Below are 20,841 nucleotides of genomic sequence, written 5' to 3' on the forward strand. Positions count from 1 at the left end.
AGGGCCGCGGCATCCTCGAGCGGATGCCGCGGCCCTCGGGTCCGACGGGAGGGGGCGCTGACGCGGCTCAGGCCGTCGTCTCGCGCGCGATCGCCGCGACGAAGGCGTCGATGTCGGCCTCGGTCGTGTCGAACGAGCACATCCAGCGCACCTCGCGGCGCAGCTCGTCCCAGTCGTAGAAGCGGAAGCTCTGGCGCAGGCGGTCGGCGACGCCGGCCGGGAGGATCGCGAACACGCCGTTGGCCTGCGTCGGCTGGGTGAACTCGACACCCTGGATGGAACCGTCGGCGAGACCGGCCTCGATGCCCTGGCGCAGCCGCTGCGCCATCGCGTTGGAGTGCCGCGCGTTCGTCAGCCACAGGTCGTTCTCGAGCAGGGCGACCAGCTGCGCTGACACGAACCGCATCTTGCTCGACAGCTGCATGTCGAGCTTGCGCAGGTAGGTGAGGCCGGTGGAGGCCTCGGGGTCGAGCACGACGATGGCCTCGCCGATCATCGCGCCGTTCTTCGTGCCGCCGAAGCTCAGCACGTCGACGCCGGCGTCGCGCGTGAAGGCCCGCAGCGGAACGTCGAGGGCCGCGGCGGCGTTCGAGATGCGCGCACCGTCCATGTGCAGACGCATGCCGTGGCCGTGCGCGTGGGCCGCGAGCTCGCGGATCTCGTCGACCGTGTAGAGCGTGCCGAGTTCGGTCGACTGCGTGATCGAGACGACCAGCGGCTGCGCGCGGTGCTCGTCTCCCCATCCCCAGGCCTCGCGGTCGACGAGTTCGGGGGTCAGCTTGCCGTCGTCGGTCGGAACGGTCAGCAGCTTGATGCCGCCGACGCGCTCGGGGGCTCCGCCCTCGTCGACGTTGATGTGCGCGGTGGATGCCGAGATGACGGCGCCCCAGCGGGGGAGCATCGACTGCAGGCCGACCACGTTGGCGCCCGTGCCGTTGAAGACCGGGTAGGCCTCGACGCCGTCGCCGAGGAGCGAGACGAACAGCTCCTGAAGGCGGGCGGTGTAGACGTCTTCGCCGTAGGCGACCTGGTGGCCTTCGTTGGCGGCGGAGATCGCGGCGAGGACATCGGGGTGGATGCCGGAGTAGTTGTCGGAGGCGAAACCGCGCACCGAGGAGTCGTGGAGGGTGGTCACTTCTCCAGCGTAACGACCGTCGGGCCCACCCCTCCTCCCCATCGGGAGATGTGGTCGGACTGTCCACTTCTCCGACGGTGCGGCGGCCCGATGTCGTCCGCCCCGGAGAGAATGACGGGATGCACATGGACCCCGAGGCGATCAGCATCGCCGGCGAGATGTTCTCGTCGGGCGCGATGACCCGGGCCGACCGGCTGCTCATCTACGGCTCGGTCGAGGTGGGCGACGCCAAGGCGTACGACGGCGTGGTGGTGGCGACGGCGCAGTCCTTCGGTCCGACGGGATACGAGCACCTCGAACTGCGTGTGCCGACCGACTTCTCCCGCGTCTCGGGCTGGTGCTCGTGCGGGCGCGGGCCCGAGTGCGAGCACTCCTGCGCCGCGGCCCTGGTGCTCTTCGATCGCATGCTCGCGGTCGGCCGCCCGCGCCGGCTCGCGTGGCAGCGGTCGCTCGACGAGCTCTTCGAGGTCGTCCCCCCGGCTCTCGAAGAGCCCTCCGCCGACCTCTGCCTGTTCCTCTCGGTGCGCCGTACGGGCGGCTTCGGACGCGGGGCGGCTCTCGCCCCGGCCGTACGCCCCGGAATCCGAGGCACCCGCGGCACGTGGATCAAGGGCCGCGCCGGGTGGTCGAGCCTGCCCTCTCTCCCGGCCGAACCGCGTGCCCGCGCGGCCCTCGACAGCCTCGGCCGCCTGGGCCGCTCCGCGAACGGCGTCTTCCTCTCCGATGAATGGATGCCATTGTCGGCGGTCCCTCCGCACTCGCTCTGGCTGCAGCTCGAGGCCGTCATCGCGGCGGGGGTGCCGCTCGTCTCGGGCGGCGGAGCCCACCACCCCGTGCACATCCCGGAGGAGACCGTCACCGCCGCGGTGTCCGTCGACCGCATCGGCGACGCGCTGGAGGTGCGCGGAGTGGTGCAGGGCCTCACCGACGACGCTGCGGGCCTGCCGTCGTGGGTGATCGGCGACCCGGCGGTCGCCGTCGCCGTCGTCGACGACCGCGACGGCGTCGACGAACGCATCACGCTGGCTCGGTTCGCGTCCCCGGTCGCAGGCCCCGTCCGCGCCCTCCTGGCGCAGCCCGACGCCCTCTCGATCGACGCCGCCACCGACACCTTCGTGAGCGAGTATCTGCCCCGCTTGCAGCTCGAGGGCCCGGTGGTCTCGCCGAGCGGCTCCGTCGACCTCCCGCCGGCCCCGCGCAACGTGCTCGAGGTGCTCGTCGAGCACGGGGCCGGTCGGGCGTCGGTCCGGATGCGCTGGGACCGCACCCCCACGAGAGGGCGACGTGACGAGGATCACGAGGCCCGCGTCGGCGCCGCCGTTCGCACCACGGCGCACGAGTTCGGCCTCGAGCTCCCCGATCCGCGGGCGGTGGGGGAGTCGTCCCCCGTGATCCTGCCCGCCCCGGTCGCGGCGATCCTCGAGGGCGAGGTGCTTCCGCGACTCCGCGATCTCGAGGACGTCCGGGTGACGGTCTCCGGCGAGACCGTCCGCTATCGACCGGCCGACGCCGAACCGTCCGTCCACCTCTCGACGGGTGATGACGACGGCAGCGACTGGTTCGATCTGCATGCGCGGGTCAGCGTGGGCGAGATCGAGGTCGACTTCGCCGATCTCTACACGGCTCTCGTGAACGGCGATCGCGCGTTGTTCCTCGGCGACGGCTCGTACGTGCGACTCGACTCGGAGGCATTCGACCGGTTGCGGGAGGTGATCGACGAAGCGCGCGCCCTCGCCGATCGGCCGGGTGCCGATCTGTCGATCAACCGCTACAACGTCGGGCTGTGGGACGACCTCGCCGAGCTCGGCATGATCGCGGCGCAAGAGGCCGATTGGTGGCTGCGCGTGCGCGGGCTGACCGACGAGGCGGCGATCGTGCCGGTCGAACCGCCCCCGGGGCTGCGCGCGACGCTCCGCGATTACCAGCGTGCAGGGCTCGACTGGCTGTCCTTCCTCTGGTCGAACGGCCTCGGCGGGGTCCTCGCCGACGACATGGGACTCGGCAAGACGGTGCAGACGATCGCACTGATGGAGACCGTGCGCACCGCCGACGCGGACGCGCCGCCGTTCCTGATCGTCGCGCCCACCAGCGTGGTGGGCAACTGGGCTCGCGAGTGCGCGACCTTCGCGCCGGGACTCCGCGTCGCCGTCGTCACCGCGACGCAGGCTCGGCGGACCGCACCCATCGCCGAGGTGGCCCAGGGTGCGCACGTCGTGGTGACGAGCTATGCCCTCCTGCGACTCGAGCAGGAGCAGTACGCCGACGTCGCGTGGTCGGGGGTCGTTCTCGACGAGGCCCAACAGATCAAGAACCCCGCCTCACGCGGCTACCGCGCGGCGCGGGCGCTGTCGGTGCCGTTCACGCTCGTGGTCACCGGCACCCCGATGGAGAACAACCTGCAGGAGCTCTGGGCGCTGGTCTCGCTCGTGGCCCCCGGTCTCCTCGGAACGCGCGAATCCTTCTCCGCCCGGTACCGCTCGCCGATCGAGAAGAACTCCGACGCCGCACGCCTCGAGCTGCTGCGCAGCCGGATCCGTCCGTTCCTCCTGCGGCGCACGAAGGAGCTCGTCGCCTCCGAGCTGCCCCCCAAGCAGGAGCAGGTGATCGAGGTGACCCTGCACCCGGCGCACCGCAAGATCTACGATCGGCGCTTCCATCGCGAGCGCCAGCGCCTGCTCGGCTTGCTCGAAGACGTCGACGGCAATCGTTTCGCGATCTTCCGGTCGCTCACCCTGCTGCGGCAACTCGCGCTCGATCCCGCGCTGACCGACGAGGGCGAGGCGCCGTCGGCCAAGCTCGACGCCCTCGTCGACCTCGTCACCGAGGCCGCCGCCGAGGGGCACCGCGTGCTCGTCCTGAGCCAGTTCACGCGATTTCTCCGGGCGGCGCGGCAGCGGTGCACCGATGCGGGACTCGGCTCGGCTTACCTCGACGGAGCGACGACGCACCGGCAGGCCGAGATCGATCGCTTCCGGGACGGCGACGACCCCGCATTCTTCATCTCGCTCAAGGCGGGAGGCGTGGGTCTGAACCTGGTCGAGGCCGACTACGTCGTGCTGCTCGATCCGTGGTGGAACCCCGCCGTCGAAGAGCAGGCGATCGATCGCGCGCACCGCATCGGTCAGACGCGCCCGGTGATCGTCTATCGACTCGTGGCGTCCGACACGGTCGAAGAGAAGGTCGTGGCCCTGCGCGAGGCGAAGGCCGAGCTGTTCGCCAAGGTGCTCGACGGTGCCGAGGGCGAGACCTTCGCGGGCGAGTCGGTCGCCGGTGGGCCGCGCCTCACCGCCGCCGACATCCGCCGCCTCATCGACTGAGCGCACTCGGTTGGGCGAGCGCGCCCGACTGGTGGAGTGCGCAGGGTTGCCCGAGCGCGCCGGGCCGCCGCAGCGCCCCAGGCCACCCGAGCACGCGCGACGCCCGGTGATGGTGCCGCCCGCGCGCGCCCGGCCGCCCGGGCACGCGCGATGCCCGGTGACGGTGGTGCCCTGGTCGATGTCGGAGGTTCGGTCTAACGTGACCCCCATGTCCGAACCGCAGCCGTCCGCCGCCGTCGGCGCCGGTGCGATCGCCGCCCCGGCGGGAGGCAACCGCACCTTCCTCGCCGTGCTCGTCAACACGGCCGCGGCCAACGTGACCACCAGTTTCCTGTGGTTCGCCCTGACCTTCTGGGTCTACCTCGAAACCCGGTCGGTGCTGGCCACGGGCATCGTCGGCGGTGCCTACATGCTGCTGCTCGCCGTGTTCGCGATGCTGTTCGGCTCGCTGGTCGACCGGCACCGCAAGCACCGCGTCATGGTGGTCTCGGGCGTCATCACTCTGACGGCGTTCCTGTTGGCGGGCGCGCTCTGGCTCGCCTTCCCCGAGGCGGCGCTGCTCGATCTGGGTAAGCCGTGGTTCTGGCTGTTCTCCGGCATCATCCTCGCCGGCTCCGTCGTCGAGAACATGCGCAACATCGCGCTTTCGACGGCCGTGACGCTCCTCGTCCCCGTGGAACGGCACGCCAACGCCAACGGGCTCGTGGGCACGGTGCAGGGCCTCGCCTTCGTCGTCACCAGCGTCTTCAGCGGCCTGTCGGTCGGCTTCCTCGGCATGGGGTGGACGCTCGCGATCGCCGTGGTGTGCACGGCGCTCGCGCTGCTGCACCTCCTCACCATCCGCATCCCCGAAGACCGCCCCGCGGCCGCCGATGAGCCCGGGCCGATGGTCGATCTGCGCGGGGCCCTGCGCGCCGTCCGCTCCGCGCCGGGCCTGTTCGCGCTGATCATCTTCTCGACGTTCAACAACCTCATCGGCGGCGTCTACATGGCGCTGATGGATCCTTACGGACTCGAGCTGTTCGACGTGCAGATCTGGGGCATCGTGCTGGGGGTCACGGCCACCGGGTTCATCATCGGCGGCGGGCTCGTGGCGAAGTTCGGCCTCGGCAAGAACCCCATCCGCACGATGCTGTGGATCGTCATCGGCATGGGCGTCCTCGGTGCGGTGTTCACCCTTCGCGAATGGTGGTGGCTCTACGCTCTCGGCATCTGGGTCTACATGGCGCTCATCCCGCCCGTCGAGGCTGCCGAGCAGACGGTCATCCAGAAGGTCGTGCCCTTCGCGACGCAGGGGCGGGTCTTCGGCTTCGCGGCGGCGTTCGAGTCGGCGGCTGCGCCGGTCACGTCGTTCCTCATCGCCCCGATCGCGCAGTTCCTGATCATCCCCTACATGAACGACGACAGCGGCCGGGCCACGTGGGGCTGGTTGCTCGGCGAGGGGCAGTCGCGGGGGATCGCCCTCGTCTTCCTCATCGCGGGCCTCGTCATGGTGGTGATCGGCGCGCTCGCGTTTCTGACCCGTTCGTACCGGATTCTTTCGCGCCAGTACAGCGAGGCGACGGTCAACACCGAGGTGGCCGAGACGAACGGGACGGATGCCGCCGGAGCCGAGCGATCCGCCGCCGCTGAGCACCCCGTCGGTCCGGGCGAGCCGGGCATCGCCGCTGAACTCGCCGCCGCCGAACGACCCGCCTCCGCGCTGTCCGCCTCGCCCGAACGACACGCCTCGCCCGAACGACTCGCCTCGCCCGAACGACACGTCTCGCCCGAACGACACGCCCCCGCCGAGCGCCCTTCCGGCCCCGACCGGCCCGCGTCCTAGCCGCCGGCCCCGATCTCGATCACGACGTCGTTCCATGCGTCGGCCGCGTCGTCCCACAGCGCCATGAAGGCCGAGGCGACGGCGGACTCGAGTCCTTCGAGACTCCGCACCCGCAGGATCACCGCGGCCGACGACACCTCACGTGCGTCATCCCGCGCGGCCTTCGCATACCCCTGCGCGACAGCGCGCACCCACGCCTCGCTGGCCGCCTTGACCGCCGCGTAGTTCGCTCCGCCCGCGAGGGGGCGGGCGACCGCGGTCGACGAGACGATCGCGAGGCGGCCCGCGGTAGATGAGCGCAGGTCGGCGTCGAATGCGCGCGTGACGTGCCGCAACGCCGTGAACGAGCGCATCAGGAAGGCGAGGTCGTCGTCGCTCTGACCGGCCAGTCCGCCCCCGCCGCGCCAACCCCCGACGAGGGGGAACAGGCCGTCGACGCTGCCGTGCGCGGCGTGCACGCGATCACGCAGGGCGGTCACGGCATCCGGATCCGTCAGATCGCACACCTCGGTGAACGCCCCCGGCGCCTCGGCCGCCGCCGCGGCCACCCGTTCGGCGTCGGAGCCGACGATCGCCACCCGCGCCCCGGCGTCGACGAGCGCGCGGGCGCTCGCACGGCCCACCGCGCTCGTTCCGCCGGCGAGCAGCACGAGCCGCCCGTTCACTCCTTCGTCGGTGCGATCGGTCATGTCGGCCCCTTCGTCAGTCCGTGCCGCGGATGCCCTCGGTCGAGGCGATCACGGGGCGCATCTTCTTCTCGAGCGCTTCGAAGAACATCGACAGCGGGAACTCGTCGTCGAGCACTGCGTCGGTGTACCCCTTCGGCAATCCCGCGAGCACCTCGTCGGACAGTCCGCGCGCCCACACCGAGGCGGGGTGGGGCGTGACGACCCCGCGCACGAGGTCGTAGGCCGCGAGCCAGTGGGCGACCTTCGGGCGGTCGATCGATCGCCAGTACAGCTCGTCGATCGCGTCGGCGAGGGCGATGACCGCGGCGGGCACTTCGTCCCAGTCGAACGCGAGCGAGGTGTCGGTCCAGTGCAGCACGCGGTGCTGGTGCAGCCACGCGAACAGCAGCTGTCCGCCGAGGCCGTCGTAGTTGCGCACGCGCGAGCCGGTGATGGCGAAGCGGAAGATCCGGTCGAAGATCACGGCGTACTGCACGAGTTCGGCGTGCTCGAGCATCGCCTTCTCGGTGGCATCCAGCTCCGCTCCCTCAGCCTGTCGGAGGGACAGGCGCGCCTGCAGCGAGACGCACTCGCGGAACGCGGTGAGGTCACAACGCAGCTCCTCGAGCGAGTAGAGGAAGAACGGCATCCGCTGCTTGATCATGAACGGGTCGAACGGCAGGTCGCCGCGCATGTGCGTGCGGTCGTGGATGAGGTCCCACATCACGAACGTCTGCTCGGTGAGCGCCTGGTCGTCGAGCATGCGGGCGGCGGCGGCGGGCAGGTCGAGCTTGGTGATGTCGGCGGCGGCGCGGGTCACCCGGCGGTATCGCGCGGCCTCGCGGTCCTGGAAGATCGCGCCCCAGGTGAAGGTCGGGATCTCGCGCATCGCCACGGTCTCGGGGAAGAGCACGGCCGAGTTCGTGTCGTAGCCCGAGGTGAAGTCGACCAGACGCAGCGAGACGAACAGGCGGTTGGTGTACTCGGTCTCGAGCCGCGCGATGAACTCGGGCCAGATCGCCTCGACGATGAGGGCTTCGACGTGGCGGTCGCTCGAGCCGTTCTGGGTGTACATCGGGAAGACGACGAGGTGGCGGATGCCGTCGACGCGGTGCTCCTGTGGCTGGAACGCCACGAGCGAGTCGAGGAAGTCGGGCACGCCGAGCCCCTCGTCGCGCCAGCGGCGGAAGTCGACGACCGAAGCGGCGAGATACGCCTCATCGTGCGGGAAGAGCGGCGCGAGCGCGTCGAGGGACTGGATGACCTCGTCGATGAGGGGGGAGGCGGCGGCGGTGTCCTCGATCGAGCCGTCCTTCGCCTGCAGCGCCTGCAGGGCGGTGGCGGCCGTCTTCAGCTGCGTCCATGCGGGGGTCCGTTCGACCGTGTCGACGGTGTGTCCGTCGAGCAGCTCGTGGCCGGCACGGGTGGGCGTCGCGATGGTCATGGCATCCTCCGATCGAGGGTGGAAATATTCCTGTTAAAACGTCATGCTAACGGAAAACTTACGGCATGCGCCAGAGCGCCGTTTTGCCGCACTGGTACTGTCGAGCGCATGACCGAGGCCCCCTCCCGCGCACCGCGACTGGAGGATTCCGTCGATGCCGCGATCGTGCGCGAGATCTCGATCGACGCGCGCGCCACCCTGTCGCATCTCTCCGATCGCGTCGGTCTGTCGGTCTCGGCCGTGCAGTCGCGGCTGCGGCGTCTCGAGGCCCGGGGGATCGTGCAGGGCTACCGGCCGATCCTCGATGCGGAGGCCCTCGGCCGCCCCCTCGCCGCGTTCGTCGAGATCACCCCGCTCGATCCCGCTCAACCCGACAACGCCCCCGAGCTGCTCGCGCACCTGAGCGCGATCGAGGCCTGCCATTCGATCGCCGGTGAGGCGGCGTACATGCTCTTCGTCCGCGTGCCCACCCCGCGCGACCTCGAGGCGCTGATCCGCGACATCCGAGCCGCAGCCCAGGTGAACACGCGCACCACGGTCGTGCTGCAGACCTTCTTCGAGGCGCGGCCCATCGAACCCGCCGAGTTCCCCGCCTGATCCTCGCGAGGTACGCGCGGATACATCGTGCGGCGGATGCCGTGTCGGAGGGCCCCGCGTAGCGTTGCGGTGATGTTCGTCCTCCGTTCTCTCACTCGCGCGCAGCTGATCACCGATCTCTCGGTCGCTGCGGCGTTCTTCCTCATCGCTCTGGCGATCGAGACCTCGGGCGGCACGAGCTTCGGCGGAATCGTCGGCGCCGTGCTCGTCACCCTCGCCTTCACCGGCGCGGTCGCCTTCCGGCGCCTCCATCCGGCGCTGGGGCTGTCCCTCGCGTGGGCGGGCGCGTTGCTGCAGATGGGGTTCGGTCGCGAACCCTCGCCCACCGACGTGGCGATCTTCGCGGTGCTGTACACCACTGCCGCCTACGGGTCACGGCGCGTGTTCTGGAGCGGCTTCGCGTCCGGTATCGCGGGGGCGGTCATCGTGCCGCTGTACCTCGTGGGCCGCGGAATGACCGCGCTTCCCTCGCCGAACGAGTGGTTCGCGCTGGTCGCCCTGCTGCTGGCATCCGGATTCGCCCTGATGCTGTCGTGGGTGTCGGGCGCGCTCGTGCGCACGGCGATGCGCGCGGCCGACACCAGCCGGGCCCAGCGGGCGGCCGAGGCGCAGACCATCGCCGAGCAGGAGCGCGTGCGCATCGCCCGCGACATGCACGACGTCGTGGCCCACTCGCTCGCGGTGGTCATCGCGCAGGCCGACGGGGCGCGGTACGCCGCGGCCTCCGACCCCACCGCGACGGCGGAGGCGCTCACGACGATCTCGTCGACGGCCCGCGCAGCGCTCACCGACGTGCGTCTCCTGCTCACCCAACTCCGCCACAGTCAGGGCGAGGGCCCGCAGCCGACGCTCGCCGACCTTCACGCGCTGTTCGACCGCATGCGCGCCGCGGGACTCGCCCTCGACGTGCACGTCGACCCGCGACCGCCCGGGGAGCCGCCCGCGGCCATCCAGCTGGCGGTCTACCGGATCATGCAGGAAGCCCTGACCAACGCCCTCCGACACGGCGCCGGGGGAGAGGTGCGCGTGCACCTGGGCTGGTGGCCCGACCGCGTCGACCTCTCAGTGCGCAACGCCCGGGGCGCGGCATCCGCCCCCTCCACGGCCCCGGTCGCGTCGGGAGGACACGGGCTCATCGGCATGCGCGAGCGCGCGCAGCTCGTGGGCGGGTGGCTCACGGCCGGGCCGGAGTACGGCGAGTTCGCCGTGCGGGCGAGCCTGCCGATCGGCGCACGGGCGTGAGCGCGGCGTCGACGCCGCGAGGGTCGTCGGGGCAGAGTGGATGCCGACCCCTTCGCGATTCCAGAGAGGTGGCGTCGTCATGACCGCACCCGTGCGCATCGTCCTCGTCGACGATCAGTCCCTATTCCGAGCGGGCATCCGCATGGTGATCGACTCGCAGAGCGACCTCGAGGTCGTCGGCGAGGCCTCCGACGGACGCGAGGCGATCGAGGTGATGCGCCAGGTGCGGCCCGACATCGTGCTCATGGACGTGCGGATGCCGGTGATGGACGGCCTGACCGCCACCGCCGAGATCCTGCGCGAGCCCGAGCCGCCGCGCGTGATCGTGCTGACCACCTTCGATCTCGACGAGGCGGCGGCGCGCGCGATCCAGGGTGGTGCCAGTGGCTTCCTCCTGAAGGACTCCGAACCGGAATTCCTCCTGTCGGCGGTACGCACCGTGCACGCGGGATCCGCGGTGATCGCGGCTCAGGCCACGCGGGAGCTGTTCGCGCACATCGCCGACGCCGGGTCGACGGAGCCCGTGCCCGCGTCGTTCGGCGCGCTCACCGAGCGCGAGCGCGAGATCTTCGCCCTCGCCGCCGCGGGGTTGAGCAACGCCGAGATCGCGGAGCGGGAGTTCTTGTCGGAGGCGACGGTGAAGACCCACATCAGCCGGATCCTCACCAAGCTCGCCCTGCGCGACCGCGTGCAGCTCGTGGTCTTCGCCTATCGGCACGGTTTGGCCTGAGGCGCACCGCCTGTCAGGAGCGCGCGAAGCGTACCTGGTGAAGGGGATCTCCCCAGCGCTCGTCGTCGCGACGGGCACCGTCGGGGCGGAACCCGTGCTTGAGGTAGAACGCGACGGCACGGTCGTTGCCGTCGAGCACCCACAGGCTTGCGGGGTCGGCTCCCAGTGCGGCATCGAGCAGCGCGGGCCCGACCCCCGTGCCGTGGTGCTGCGCGAGAACGTAGAGCGCGTAGAGCTCGCGCTGGTTCGCGGGGAGGTCGGGATCGCGGGTGGGGCCGGCCGAGGCGAACCCGACGACGCGTCCGTCGACATCGGCGACCCAGGCGTCACCCAGTCGTTCGGCGCCAACAGGGGTGCCTCCGGCCAGGCGTACTTCCCAGCGCCAGGCCGACAGGTCTTCGTCAAAGGCATCCGTCAGCGACTGGGGCACGGTTCCGGCGTGCGCCTCGGTCCAGCTGCGCACGTGCACGTGGGCGATGCGCCGACCGTCAGCCGGGATCGCGGAACGCACGGACAGGGCGGTCACGACGAAGCGGTGCTCTCGGATTCGGGGTCGTGCGCCCACGTCGGGGCGAGGGCCTTGATGCGCGTCGCGCGCCACTGCCACGTCGCCCACAGGCCCGGCCAGAGCGCAGGAGCAGCGGCGCCGCCGATGGTCAGTCGTTCGCGCCAGAGGGTCTTCGATGCGTCGCCCGGGGCCGCCGACACCGCCATCTGGTGATCCCACACGTCGAGCGCGGCGAGCGGACCAGTCAGCGGCACGCCCCAGTCGCGGAACACGCGCACCCGGCCGTTTCCGTCGCGCGTCTCCCGATCGGCCACCGAGATGAGCTGGCGTCCGACCGGCACGAGCCCTGCCACGCTCATCTGCACGGGCACGTCGTCGCCCGACTCGAACGACGTGGGCATAGTGCCGAGCGCCTCCACATCGAGCAGGGGACCGTAAAGCTCCGCCACGGCGCGCGGCGAGTGCAGGGCGCGCCAGGCGGCATCCGGGTCGCAGTCGACGACGAACTTCAGCAGAATTCGCATGCGGCCCATGCTGCACGACGACCCTCGGCATCGACCCCGGCTTGACGCGGCGGAGCCGGAGCCTGGCGTTCTAGGCTCGAAGGATGCCGAGCAGTGATCCCCACGCGCAGTCCGACTACCAGGTCCGCTTCGACTGGGGGCGGCGTGGCCTCGACCGCCTCGCCCCGGCGCACGTCGTCGTCGTGGTGCAGACCCTCGGCCTGACCGCTCACGCCCTCTCGGCGGTGGAGCACGGCGCTGCCCTCGACCTGGCGGGCGACGACGACCCCGCGGCAGCTCTTGCGCTCGCCGCAGAGGCGACGGGAGCCCACGTCGTCGTCGGCGGTCTGCGCAACGCCGCCGCGGTCGCCGACCACGTGCTCGCCGTGCAGCGATCGCGCGGAGAGCGCACGAGCATCGCGATCGTCGCGGCCGGATACCCCGACGGCGACGAGGCCCTCCGCTTCGCGGTCGACGACCTGCTCGGGGCGGGAGCGGTGATCGCGGCGCTCGGCGACCTCGGCGTCGACCACGCCTCGCCCGACGCCGCAGTCGCCGGAGAGGGCTTCCGCGCCCTCGGGGGCGCCGTGCGGCATCTGCTCACCGCGAGCGGCACGGGCCGGGCGCTGGCGGCCGACGGCGGCCGCGACGGCGTGCTGCACGCGGCGGCCCGCGACGCGGCATCCGTCGTCCCGGTGCTGCGCGACGGGGTGTTCGGCCCCGCCTGAGCAGGTCGCCCGCGCAGAACCCGGCTCAGCGCGGCGTCGCCGCCGCCAGACGTGTCGCGGTGCTGATCTCGCGGTGCTCCCACGTCAGCGCGAAGCGCGGGTCGAACGACGGGGCGCAGCGCGCGCACGAGGTCGGCCGGGTGGCCCGGCGGTGCCGATAGGCGACGTGTCCGGCCGGGCAGGTGCCCACCCACGGCGCGAGCTCGTTGGCGGTCTCGCCCGCGTGCGTCGTTCCGCCGACGTAACCGAGGTCGAGCGCGACCCGCTTCCAGCCCGGGCCGTGGCCCGCGGCCGGACCCGCCAGGGCGTGCGCCACCTCGTGCAGCAGCGTCTGGTGGTTGGTGTCGTCGTCGTAACGCGCGGTGAGGTAGCGCGACACGCTGATGCGCTTGCGGGTGTAGTCGCACAGCCCCGCGCGACGCTTGGCGTTGTCGAAGGCGAACGTCCACGACGCATCGAGGTGGAGGGCGATCAGCGCCTCGGCCCAGATGCGCACTCGCTGCAGGTCGGACATGACCGGAAGACTAAGCCGAAGCTCCGACACTCAACTCGCGACGACCTCGCGGGCGCGGCGACGGTCGGCGGCGTCGATCGCGAGCAGGGTCGATTCGAGCTGCTTGTCGGTCGCGCCGGAGTTCTGGCGCAGGAACAGGGCCTGCTTGAAGTCGCGACGGGCGCCTTCGTAGTCGCCCTCGTCGTAGTGCACCTTGCCGCGGTGCTGCAGCGCGAAGGCGGCGATGCTCGCCCAGCCCTGGCCCTCGGCTTCTTCGGCGCACATGGTGAGCTCCTGCTCGGCGGCGGCGTAGGCGCCGCGGCACTGCATGATCGTGGCGTGCAGGATGCGCGCGCGCAGCAGGTCGCGGCGGGTGCCGGCCATGCGGGCGACGCGCACGGACTGCTCGGAGATGCTCAGGGCCTCGTCGAAGCGGTCCAGCACCTTCAGCAACCACACGCGCTCGAGCAGCGCGTGCAGACTGCGCTGCGAACCGATCTCCTCGAGACGGTCCGCGCACTCACGAGAGTCGGTGATCTCACGCAACGTGTCGGGGTCGTACCCGTGGATAAAGCTCACCGTCGCTCCTCTCGGTCAGGCAGGGTTCCAGTCTGCGATGCCCGCGGCCCGCGGGCGGGCGCGCCACGCGGTCACCTCTCGAAGATGGATGCCGAGGGCTTGGGCGACGGCGTCGCGTCGGCGTCGGTGGCCGGTCGGGCGTCGCGGATGAACTCGTCGATCTCGGCGCCCTGTGCGACCTTCGCGGGGTGGGGTCCGGCGGCCATGAGCCGGGGGAGCCACTCGACGGGGAGCGCCGCGGCGGAGGCGGCCACCACGAGGTTGCCGAAGCGGCGCCCCTTGAGCACCTGCACCTCGGCGAGCACGATCACCTCGGGCAGGACCGCTCGCACGGTCGCGACCTGTCGGCGGGCGAAGGCGAGGCCGGGCCCGTCCGACACGTTGACCAGCAGCACGCCGTCGGGGGCGAGCAGTCGCGCGGCGTCGCGGTAGAACTCCACGGTGGTCAGGTGGGCCGGCGTCTGCGCGCCCGAGTAGACGTCGCTCACCAGAAGGTCGACCGCTCCGGTGAGCCCGGCGGGCAATCGCGAGACGCCCGCGCGGGCGTCTCCGATGCGCACGCGTACGGCGGCGCCGCGGGGCAGGGGGAGGTTCTCGCGCACGAGGTCCCAGAGCGCCGGCTCGAGCTCGATGACCTGCTGGCGCGATCCGGGCCGCGTGGCCTCGACGTACCGCGGCAGGGTCAGGGCCCCCGCACCCAGGTGCACGGCGGTGAGGGGTTGCCCCGGCATCCGGAGTCTGTCGATGACGGCGCCCATGCGCGCCACGTACTCGAAGTGCAGGTGCGTGGGATCGTCGAGGTCGACGTGCGACTGCGGCGTGCCGTCGACCACCAGTTCGAAGCCCGAGACGAAGCCCGAGGGCGTGACGCGGGCGAGGGATCCGTCCGACAGGCGCGCCGTCGGAGCATCGTCGGGTTCCACGCGCATCCGTGCCATGCGTCAACGCTAACCCGCGGCCCGCCCCGCACCCGCCCGGGTCGGGCCGCCCGCCGGTACCGTGGCGGCATGCGGGTGGACCTGAACGCCGACCTCGGCGAGACCGTCGACGGCGTACCCACGGCCGACGACGAGGCGATGTTCGCCGTCATCTCGAGCGCGAACGTCGCGTGCGGCGGGCACGCGGGAGATGCGGCGTCGATGCGGGCGTCGGTCGAGCGCGCCGCGCGCTTCGGCGTCGCCGTGGGGGCCCACCCCTCGTACGACGATCGCGCGAACTTCGGACGGATCCGCCGCGACCCCGACCCCGCGGATCTGCGCGCGGGTGTCTCCCGCCAGCTCTCCGCTCTCGCCGCCGCCGGGGCGGACCTCCGCTACGTCAAGCCGCACGGCGCCCTTTATCACGCGGTCACCGTCGACCACCGGCAGGCGGAGGCCGTCGTCGCCGCCGTCGCCGACCTCTCCGCGCGACTCGGCCGTGCCCTGCCCGTGCTGGGCATGCCCGGTGCGATCGCCGGGGCCGCGGCATCCGCGGATCTTCCCTTCGTGCACGAGGCCTTCCTCGACCGCGGCTACACCCGTGCCGCAGGCCTCGTCCCGCGCGACGAACCGGGTGCGTTGGTCGACGATCCCGCGGTCGTGGCCGAACGCGCGGTGCGCCTCGTGCGCGACGGCCTCGTCGAGGCGATCGACGGCACGATGCTCGAGGTGCGCGCCGCGTCGCTCTGCGTGCACGGCGACACCCCCGCCGCGGTGGCGATGGCGCGGGCGGTGCGCTCGGCCCTCGACGACGCCGGTGTCGAGGTGCGCGCCCCATGGTGATCCTGCGGCCGATGGGGGAGCGCGCCGTGCTCGCCGAGGTGGCCGACCTCGCGGCCGTCACGCGTCTGCACGCGGCGCTCGCCGCGGATCCTCTCCCCGGCGTCGACGATCTCGTGCCGGCCGCGTGCACGGTGCTGGTGTCCTTCGAACCGCGCCGCACCTCCGCGGCGGTCGTGGGCGCCTGGGTGCGCGCGGCCGAGACCGCGGTTCCGGATGCCGCGCCCCCGGGCCCCCGTGTAGAGGTACCTGTCCGCTACGACGGCGTCGACCTGGCAGGCACCGCCGAGCTCCTCGGCATCCGCCCCGACGACCTCGTCGCCCGCCATCGCGCCGCGGAGTGGACGGTGGCGTTCACCGGCTTCGCACCCGGCTTCGCCTATCTCGTGAGCCCGGACTGGCCCTTCGACGTGTCGCGCCTCGCCCGACCGCGCACGCGGGTCCCCGCCGGAGCCGTCGGCCTCGCGGGCGCCTTCACCGGCGCGTATCCGCGCGACACCCCGGGAGGGTGGCGGCTGATCGCGTCGACCGACGCGGTGCTGTTCGATCCGGATGCCGCCGAGCCCGTGTTGCTGCCTCCCCGAGCACGCGTGCGGTTCGTGCCCGCGCGGGAGCGGGTGCGGGTCGGCGCCGCAGATCCGGCGGGCGGACCATCGGCAGCCGCGACGCCCTCCCCGCAGGCGACCCCCGCCCTGCGCATCCTCGCCCCCGGCCCGCTCGCCACCGTGCAGGACCTCGGGCGCTCCGGCCGCGCGTCACTCGGCGTGGCACGCTCCGGCGCCCTCGACCGGGCAGCGCTGCGCATCGCGAACCGCCTCGTCGGCAACGCCGAGTCGGCCGCGGGCATCGAGATCACCCTCGGCGGCTTCCGCGCGCGGGTCGAGAGCGACACCTGGGTCGCCGTGACGGGCGCGCTCGCCGACGTCTCCGTCAACGGCCGCGCGGCCGACGCCTACGCGCCCCTGCTGCTGCCCGCGGGCGCCGAGCTGTCCATCGCGCCCGCTCGCGCGGGCCTGCGGCTGTACCTCGCGATCCGCGGGGGAGTCGACGCGCCCACCGCCCTCGGCTCCCGAGCGACCGACGTGCTCGCCGGTCTCGGCCCCGCGCCGCTGCGGGCGGACGCCGTCGTGCACAGCGGAGCCGCGGTCGGCGAGGTCCCCGCGATCGACGGGTTCCCCTGGTCGGTGCCGCCGTCCGTGCTCGAGGTGCGTCTCGGGCCCGGACCCCGCGCGGAGTGGTTCGCCCCCGCCGCCGTCGACGCCGTGGTCGAGGCGACCTGGACCGTCTCGCCCGACCTCGACCGCATCGGCATCCGCCTCGACGGCCCCGCCCTCGCGCGCATGCGCCCCGAAGAGCTGCCGAGCGAGGGCATGCGCCCCGGGGCGATCCAGGTCCCCCCGCACGGCCGCCCGGTGATCCTGCTGGCCGACGGGCCCGTGACCGGCGGCTACCCGGTGATCGGGGTGGTTCCGGATGCCGCTCTCGACGCGCTCGCGCAGGTGCGGCCGGGCGATCGGGTGCGGTTCCGGCGCGGCTGAACGGCGCCCGCGAGGGGAATGCCGGACGGGCGCACGCGGTTATACCGCAGGTCCGCAGACGCGTCAAGAATTGGACTGGACACGGCGAGTCCTCCCGCGTATGCTTGGACTTTGCGCTCCTCGATTCCCCCTGCCCTCATATGGTGGTCGGCTGAGCCTGCCCGTCCCCGCTTCATCGCGGTGTGCGGCGAGCAGGTTATCGGGGCAGGAACGCACTCCACCTGACGACAAGGAATCACGAGCCCCTCGCCCGGGCTTCTGGAGGTTATTCCCTTGGCTGCTGCGAGCAACGCATCCACCACCACCACCCCCAAGAGCGGACGCGGAGCATCCCGCCTCTCGTTCGCGAAGATCTCCGACAAGCTGACCGTTCCCGATCTGCTCGCACTGCAGACCGAGTCGTTCGACTGGCTCGTCGGTAACGAGGCCTGGAAGGCGCGCGTCGCCGAGGCCCAGGAACAGGGGCGCACCGACGTCCCCGAGATCAGCGGACTCGAGGAGATCTTCGAAGAGATCTCTCCCATCGAAGACCTGAGCGAGACGATGCAGCTCTCGTTCACGAACCCGTACCTCGAGCCCGAGAAGTACTCGATCGAAGAGTGCAAGGAGCGCGGCAAGACCTACGCCGCCCCGCTGTACGTCGAGGCCGAGTTCATGAACCACCAGACCGGTGAGATCAAGACCCAGACGGTCTTCATGGGCGACTTCCCGCTCCAGACCGACAAGGGCACGTTCATCATCAACGGCACCGAGCGTGTCGTCGTGTCGCAGCTCGTGCGTTCGCCCGGTGTCTACTTCGACAAGACGCCCGACAAGACCTCCGACAAGGACATCGTGTCGGCGCGCGTCATCCCCTCGCGCGGAGCCTGGCTCGAGTTCGAGATCGACAAGCGCGACCAGGTCGGCGTGCGCATCGACCGCAAGCGCAAGCAGTCGGTCACCGTTTTCCTCAAGGCCCTCGGCCTGACCAGCGAAGACATCCTCGCCGAGTTCTCCGGCTTCGACTCCATCGAAGAGACGCTGTCCAAGGACACGATCCTCACGAAGGAAGACGCCCTCCGCGACATCTACCGCAAGCTCCGTCCGGGCGAGCAGGTCGCCGCCGAGGCCGCCCGTGCGCTGCTGGACAACTTCTACTTCAACTCCAAGCGCTACGACCTGGCCAAGGTGGGTCGCTACAAGATCAACCAGAAGCTCGGTCTCGACAAGCCGCTGAGCGACTCGGTGCTGACCGTCGACGACATCGTCGCCACGATCAAGTACCTCGTGCGCCTGCACCGCGGTGACGTCACGTTCGACGGTGTCCGCGGTGGCCAGGCCGCCGAGATCCGTCTCGACACCGACGACATCGACAACTTCGGCAACCGTCGCATCCGCGCCGTCGGCGAGCTCATCCAGAACCAGGTCCGCACCGGTCTGTCGCGCATGGAGCGCGTCGTCCGCGAGCGCATGACCACGCAGGACATCGAGGCGATCACGCCGCAGACCCTGATCAACGTGCGCCCGGTCGTCGCCGCGATCAAGGAGTTCTTCGGAACCTCGCAGCTGTCGCAGTTCATGGACCAGAACAACCCGCTCGCGGGTCTGACCCACAAGCGCCGCCTGTCGGCCCTGGGCCCCGGCGGTCTGTCGCGTGAGCGCGCCGGCGTCGAGGTCCGCGACGTCCACCCGTCGCACTACGGCCGCATGTGCCCCATCGAGACCCCTGAAGGCCCGAACATCGGTCTGATCGGCTCGCTGGCCTCGTTCGCCCGCATCAACGCCTTCGGTTTCATCGAGACCCCGTACCGTCGCGTCGTCGACGGCCGGGTGACCGACCAGATCGACTACCTCACCGCCAGCGAAGAGAGCGACCACATCGTCGCCCAGGCCGGTGTCGCCCTCCAGGCCGACGGACACTTCGTCGAGGACCGCATCCTCGCCCGTCGTGGCCAGGGTGGCGAGGTCGACCTCTTCCCGAACGACGAGATCGGCTACATGGACGTCTCGCCGCGCCAGATGGTGTCGGTGGCGACCTCGCTCATCCCGTTCCTCGAGCACGACGACGCCAACCGCGCCCTCATGGGTGCGAACATGCAGCGCCAGGCCGTGCCGCTCGTGCGCAGCGAGTCGCCCGTCGTGGGTACCGGTATGGAGGGCTTCGCAGCCATCGACGCCGGTGACGTGGTCACCGCCGACAAGGCCGGTGTGGTCCTGGAGGTCTCGGCCGACGTCGTGACCATCCAGCTCGACGAGGGTGGCACGCAGGACTACTTCCTGCGCAAGTTCGACCGCTCCAACCAGGGCACGTCGTACAACCAGCGCGTGGTCGTCTCGGCCGGCGAGCGCATCGAGGCCGGCGAGGTCATCGCCGACGGTCCTGCGACCGAGAACGGCGAGCTCGCCCTCGGCAAGAACCTCCTCGTGGCGTTCATGACCTGGGAAGGCCACAACTTCGAGGACGCGATCATCCTCAGCCAGGACCTCGTGAAGGACGACACGCTGTCGTCGATCCACATCGAGGAGTACGAGGTCGACGCGCGCGACACCAAGCTCGGCAAGGAGGAGATCACCCGTGACCTCCCCAACGTCAGCCCCGACCTGCTGAAGGACCTCGACGACCGCGGCATCATCCGCATCGGTGCCGAGGTGCGTCCCGGCGACATCCTCGTCGGCAAGGTCACGCCCAAGGGCGAGACCGAGCTGAGCGCCGAGGAGCGCCTGCTCCGCGCGATCTTCAACGAGAAGAGCCGCGAAGTCCGTGACACCTCGCTGAAGGTGCCCCACGGCGAGCAGGGCACGATCATCGCCGTCAAGGAGTTCAACGCCGAAGACGGTGACGACGAGCTCGGCTCGGGCGTCAACCGCCGCGTCGTGGTCTACATCGCCCAGAAGCGCAAGATCACCGAGGGCGACAAGCTCGCCGGCCGCCACGGCAACAAGGGTGTCATCGCCAAGATCCTCCCGATCGAGGACATGCCCTTCCTGTCCGACGGCACGCCGGTCGACATCATCCTCAACCCGCTCGGCATCCCGGGTCGAATGAACTTCGGTCAGGTCCTCGAGCTCCACCTCGGCTGGATCGCCCAGCAGGGGTGGAAGGTCGAGGGCACCCCCGAGTGGGCCGCCCAGCTGCCCGAGGTCGCCCGCGAGGCGGCTCCCGGCACGAAGGTCGCCACCCCGGTGTTCGACGGTGCGTTCGAGGCCGAGATCGCGGGTCTGCTCGACTCGACGATCCCGAACCGCGACGGCGACCGCCTGGTCGACTCCACGGGTAAGACGCTGCTGTTCGACGGCCGCTCCGGCGAGCCGTTCCCGGCGCCCATCTCGGTCGGCTACATGTACATCCTGAAGCTGCACCACCTCGTCGACGACAAGATCCACGCGCGTTCGACGGGCCCGTACTCGATGATCACCCAGCAGCCGCTCGGTGGTAAGGCGCAGTTCGGTGGTCAGCGCTTCGGTGAGATGGAAGTGTGGGCGCTCGAGGCCTACGGTGCCGCGTACGCGCTGCAGGAGCTCCTCACGATCAAGTCCGACGACATCCTCGGCCGCGTCAAGGTGTACGAGGCCATCGTCAAGGGCGAGAACATCCAGGAGCCCGGCATCCCCGAGTCCTTCAAGGTGCTCATGAAGGAGATGCAGTCGCTCTGCCTGAACGTCGAGGTCCTCTCGGCCGACGGCACGGCTGTCAACCTGCGCGACACGGATGACGACGCCTTCCGCGCTGCGGAGGAGCTCGGCATCAACATCTCCAGCCGCTTCGAGTCCTCGTCGATCGACGAGATCTGAGCTCCC

Annotated in this window: 17 protein-coding genes; 9 read left to right on the plus strand and 8 right to left on the minus strand. The window is 71.1% G+C overall.

The features are described from left to right. Positions 1 to 67: 67 nt before the first annotated feature. Positions 68 to 1,135, minus strand: coding sequence for a low specificity L-threonine aldolase (locus M3667_RS05685; RefSeq protein WP_251506128.1), 1,068 nt, complete (start codon positions 1,133 to 1,135; stop codon positions 68 to 70). A gap of 119 nt (positions 1,136 to 1,254) precedes the next feature. Between M3667_RS05685 and M3667_RS05690 the strand changes: the two genes are divergently transcribed. Together M3667_RS05690 and M3667_RS05695 are read left to right on the plus strand one after the other, a co-directional pair. After that, positions 1,255 to 4,452 carry a DEAD/DEAH box helicase gene (locus M3667_RS05690; RefSeq protein ID WP_251506131.1) on the plus strand — a complete coding sequence of 1,066 codons (3,198 nt, stop codon included), beginning with the start codon at positions 1,255 to 1,257 and terminating at the stop codon, positions 4,450 to 4,452. Between the two features lie 208 nt (positions 4,453 to 4,660). Then, a complete protein-coding gene (locus M3667_RS05695) occupies positions 4,661 to 6,277 on the plus strand; it encodes an MFS transporter (RefSeq protein WP_251506133.1) in 1,617 nt (538 codons plus the stop codon). On the opposite strand, the gene M3667_RS05700 is transcribed toward M3667_RS05695, so the two are convergent. Beyond that, entirely contained in the window at positions 6,274 to 6,966 is a 693-nt protein-coding gene (locus M3667_RS05700) for an SDR family oxidoreductase (protein WP_251506136.1), read from the minus strand. The genes M3667_RS05695 and M3667_RS05700 overlap by 4 nt on opposite strands. Before the next feature lie 13 nt (positions 6,967 to 6,979). After that, the gene (locus tag M3667_RS05705) at positions 6,980 to 8,389 is read right to left on the minus strand and encodes a DUF6421 family protein (protein ID WP_251506139.1); all 1,410 of its coding nucleotides are present in this window, start codon (positions 8,387 to 8,389) and stop codon (positions 6,980 to 6,982) included. A 108-nt stretch (positions 8,390 to 8,497) separates the two neighbouring features. Here M3667_RS05705 and M3667_RS05710 point away from each other — a divergent pair, with 108 nt between their 5' ends. The 3 genes from M3667_RS05710 to M3667_RS05720 all read left to right on the plus strand — a co-directional run bounded on the left by M3667_RS05710 (position 8,498) and on the right by M3667_RS05720 (position 10,958). Beyond that, positions 8,498 to 8,986 carry an Lrp/AsnC family transcriptional regulator gene (locus tag M3667_RS05710; RefSeq protein ID WP_187358364.1) on the plus strand — a complete coding sequence of 163 codons (489 nt, stop codon included), beginning with the start codon at positions 8,498 to 8,500 and terminating at the stop codon, positions 8,984 to 8,986. A 72-nt stretch (positions 8,987 to 9,058) separates the two neighbouring features. Beyond that, complete coding sequence (locus tag M3667_RS05715) at positions 9,059 to 10,228, plus strand: sensor histidine kinase (protein WP_251506142.1); 1,170 nt, start codon at positions 9,059 to 9,061, stop codon at positions 10,226 to 10,228. Between the two features lie 79 nt (positions 10,229 to 10,307). Further along, a complete protein-coding gene (locus M3667_RS05720) occupies positions 10,308 to 10,958 on the plus strand; it encodes a response regulator transcription factor (protein WP_251506145.1) in 651 nt (216 codons plus the stop codon). A gap of 13 nt (positions 10,959 to 10,971) precedes the next feature. Here the strand turns inward: M3667_RS05720 and M3667_RS05725 are convergent, their stop codons facing one another. Further along, a complete protein-coding gene (locus M3667_RS05725; protein WP_251506147.1) occupies positions 10,972 to 11,484 on the minus strand; it encodes a GNAT family N-acetyltransferase in 513 nt (170 codons plus the stop codon). After that, entirely contained in the window at positions 11,481 to 11,990 is a 510-nt protein-coding gene (locus M3667_RS05730) for a hypothetical protein (protein WP_251506149.1), read from the minus strand. The genes M3667_RS05725 and M3667_RS05730 overlap by 4 nt, the downstream gene beginning before the upstream one ends. Before the next feature lie 83 nt (positions 11,991 to 12,073). Between M3667_RS05730 and M3667_RS05735 the strand changes: the two genes are divergently transcribed. Continuing rightward, positions 12,074 to 12,697, plus strand: coding sequence for a 2-phosphosulfolactate phosphatase (locus M3667_RS05735; RefSeq protein WP_251506152.1), 624 nt, complete (start codon positions 12,074 to 12,076; stop codon positions 12,695 to 12,697). A 25-nt stretch (positions 12,698 to 12,722) separates the two neighbouring features. Here M3667_RS05735 and M3667_RS05740 read toward each other — a convergent pair whose 3' ends face one another. From M3667_RS05740 to M3667_RS05750, 3 genes are all read right to left on the minus strand, one after another. Then, the gene (locus M3667_RS05740; RefSeq protein WP_144829829.1) at positions 12,723 to 13,211 is read right to left on the minus strand and encodes a SprT-like domain-containing protein; all 489 of its coding nucleotides are present in this window, start codon (positions 13,209 to 13,211) and stop codon (positions 12,723 to 12,725) included. Between the two features lie 30 nt (positions 13,212 to 13,241). Further along, positions 13,242 to 13,769 (minus strand): hypothetical protein, encoded by a 528-nt coding sequence (locus M3667_RS05745; RefSeq protein WP_251506155.1) that lies wholly within the window; start codon positions 13,767 to 13,769, stop codon positions 13,242 to 13,244. Positions 13,770 to 13,840: 71 nt separating this feature from the next. Further along, the gene (locus tag M3667_RS05750) at positions 13,841 to 14,707 is read right to left on the minus strand and encodes a spermidine synthase (RefSeq protein WP_144829823.1); all 867 of its coding nucleotides are present in this window, start codon (positions 14,705 to 14,707) and stop codon (positions 13,841 to 13,843) included. A gap of 69 nt (positions 14,708 to 14,776) precedes the next feature. On the opposite strand from M3667_RS05750, the gene pxpA reads away from it, so the two are divergent. From pxpA to M3667_RS05765, 3 genes are all read left to right on the plus strand, one after another. Further along, positions 14,777 to 15,529, plus strand: a complete 753-nt coding sequence (pxpA, locus tag M3667_RS05755) for a 5-oxoprolinase subunit PxpA (RefSeq protein ID WP_251506158.1) — start codon at positions 14,777 to 14,779, stop codon at positions 15,527 to 15,529. Further along, complete coding sequence (locus M3667_RS05760) at positions 15,523 to 17,064, plus strand: urea amidolyase family protein (RefSeq protein ID WP_251506161.1); 1,542 nt, start codon at positions 15,523 to 15,525, stop codon at positions 17,062 to 17,064. Before pxpA ends, M3667_RS05760 begins: the two co-directional genes overlap by 7 nt. Before the next feature lie 273 nt (positions 17,065 to 17,337). Then, positions 17,338 to 20,835 carry a DNA-directed RNA polymerase subunit beta gene (locus M3667_RS05765; protein ID WP_154096198.1) on the plus strand — a complete coding sequence of 1,166 codons (3,498 nt, stop codon included), beginning with the start codon at positions 17,338 to 17,340 and terminating at the stop codon, positions 20,833 to 20,835. Positions 20,836 to 20,841: the final 6 nt, after the last annotated feature.

This window comes from Microbacterium sp. P26 (genome assembly GCF_023712585.1).
In the GTDB taxonomy this organism is placed as follows: domain Bacteria; phylum Actinomycetota; class Actinomycetes; order Actinomycetales; family Microbacteriaceae; genus Microbacterium; species Microbacterium algihabitans_A.

What these genes read in the sequence shown, in the direction of transcription:
- M3667_RS05760 (WP_251506161.1), top strand. Translation starts at nt 15,523, where the DNA reads ATGGTGATCCTGCGGCCGATGGGGGAGCGCGCCGTGCTCGCCGAGGTG.
- M3667_RS05740 (WP_144829829.1), bottom strand. Translation starts at nt 13,211, where the DNA reads ATGTCCGACCTGCAGCGAGTGCGCATCTGGGCCGAGGCGCTGATCGCC.
- M3667_RS05705 (WP_251506139.1), bottom strand. Translation starts at nt 8,389, where the DNA reads ATGACCATCGCGACGCCCACCCGTGCCGGCCACGAGCTGCTCGACGGA.
- M3667_RS05720 (WP_251506145.1), top strand. Translation starts at nt 10,308, where the DNA reads ATGACCGCACCCGTGCGCATCGTCCTCGTCGACGATCAGTCCCTATTC.
- M3667_RS05695 (WP_251506133.1), top strand. Translation starts at nt 4,661, where the DNA reads ATGTCCGAACCGCAGCCGTCCGCCGCCGTCGGCGCCGGTGCGATCGCC.
- M3667_RS05710 (WP_187358364.1), top strand. Translation starts at nt 8,498, where the DNA reads ATGACCGAGGCCCCCTCCCGCGCACCGCGACTGGAGGATTCCGTCGAT.
- M3667_RS05700 (WP_251506136.1), bottom strand. Translation starts at nt 6,966, where the DNA reads ATGACCGATCGCACCGACGAAGGAGTGAACGGGCGGCTCGTGCTGCTC.
- M3667_RS05735 (WP_251506152.1), top strand. Translation starts at nt 12,074, where the DNA reads ATGCCGAGCAGTGATCCCCACGCGCAGTCCGACTACCAGGTCCGCTTC.
- M3667_RS05715 (WP_251506142.1), top strand. Translation starts at nt 9,059, where the DNA reads ATGTTCGTCCTCCGTTCTCTCACTCGCGCGCAGCTGATCACCGATCTC.
- M3667_RS05750 (WP_144829823.1), bottom strand. Translation starts at nt 14,707, where the DNA reads ATGGCACGGATGCGCGTGGAACCCGACGATGCTCCGACGGCGCGCCTG.
- M3667_RS05730 (WP_251506149.1), bottom strand. Translation starts at nt 11,990, where the DNA reads ATGCGAATTCTGCTGAAGTTCGTCGTCGACTGCGACCCGGATGCCGCC.
- M3667_RS05690 (WP_251506131.1), top strand. Translation starts at nt 1,255, where the DNA reads ATGCACATGGACCCCGAGGCGATCAGCATCGCCGGCGAGATGTTCTCG.
- pxpA (WP_251506158.1), top strand. Translation starts at nt 14,777, where the DNA reads ATGCGGGTGGACCTGAACGCCGACCTCGGCGAGACCGTCGACGGCGTA.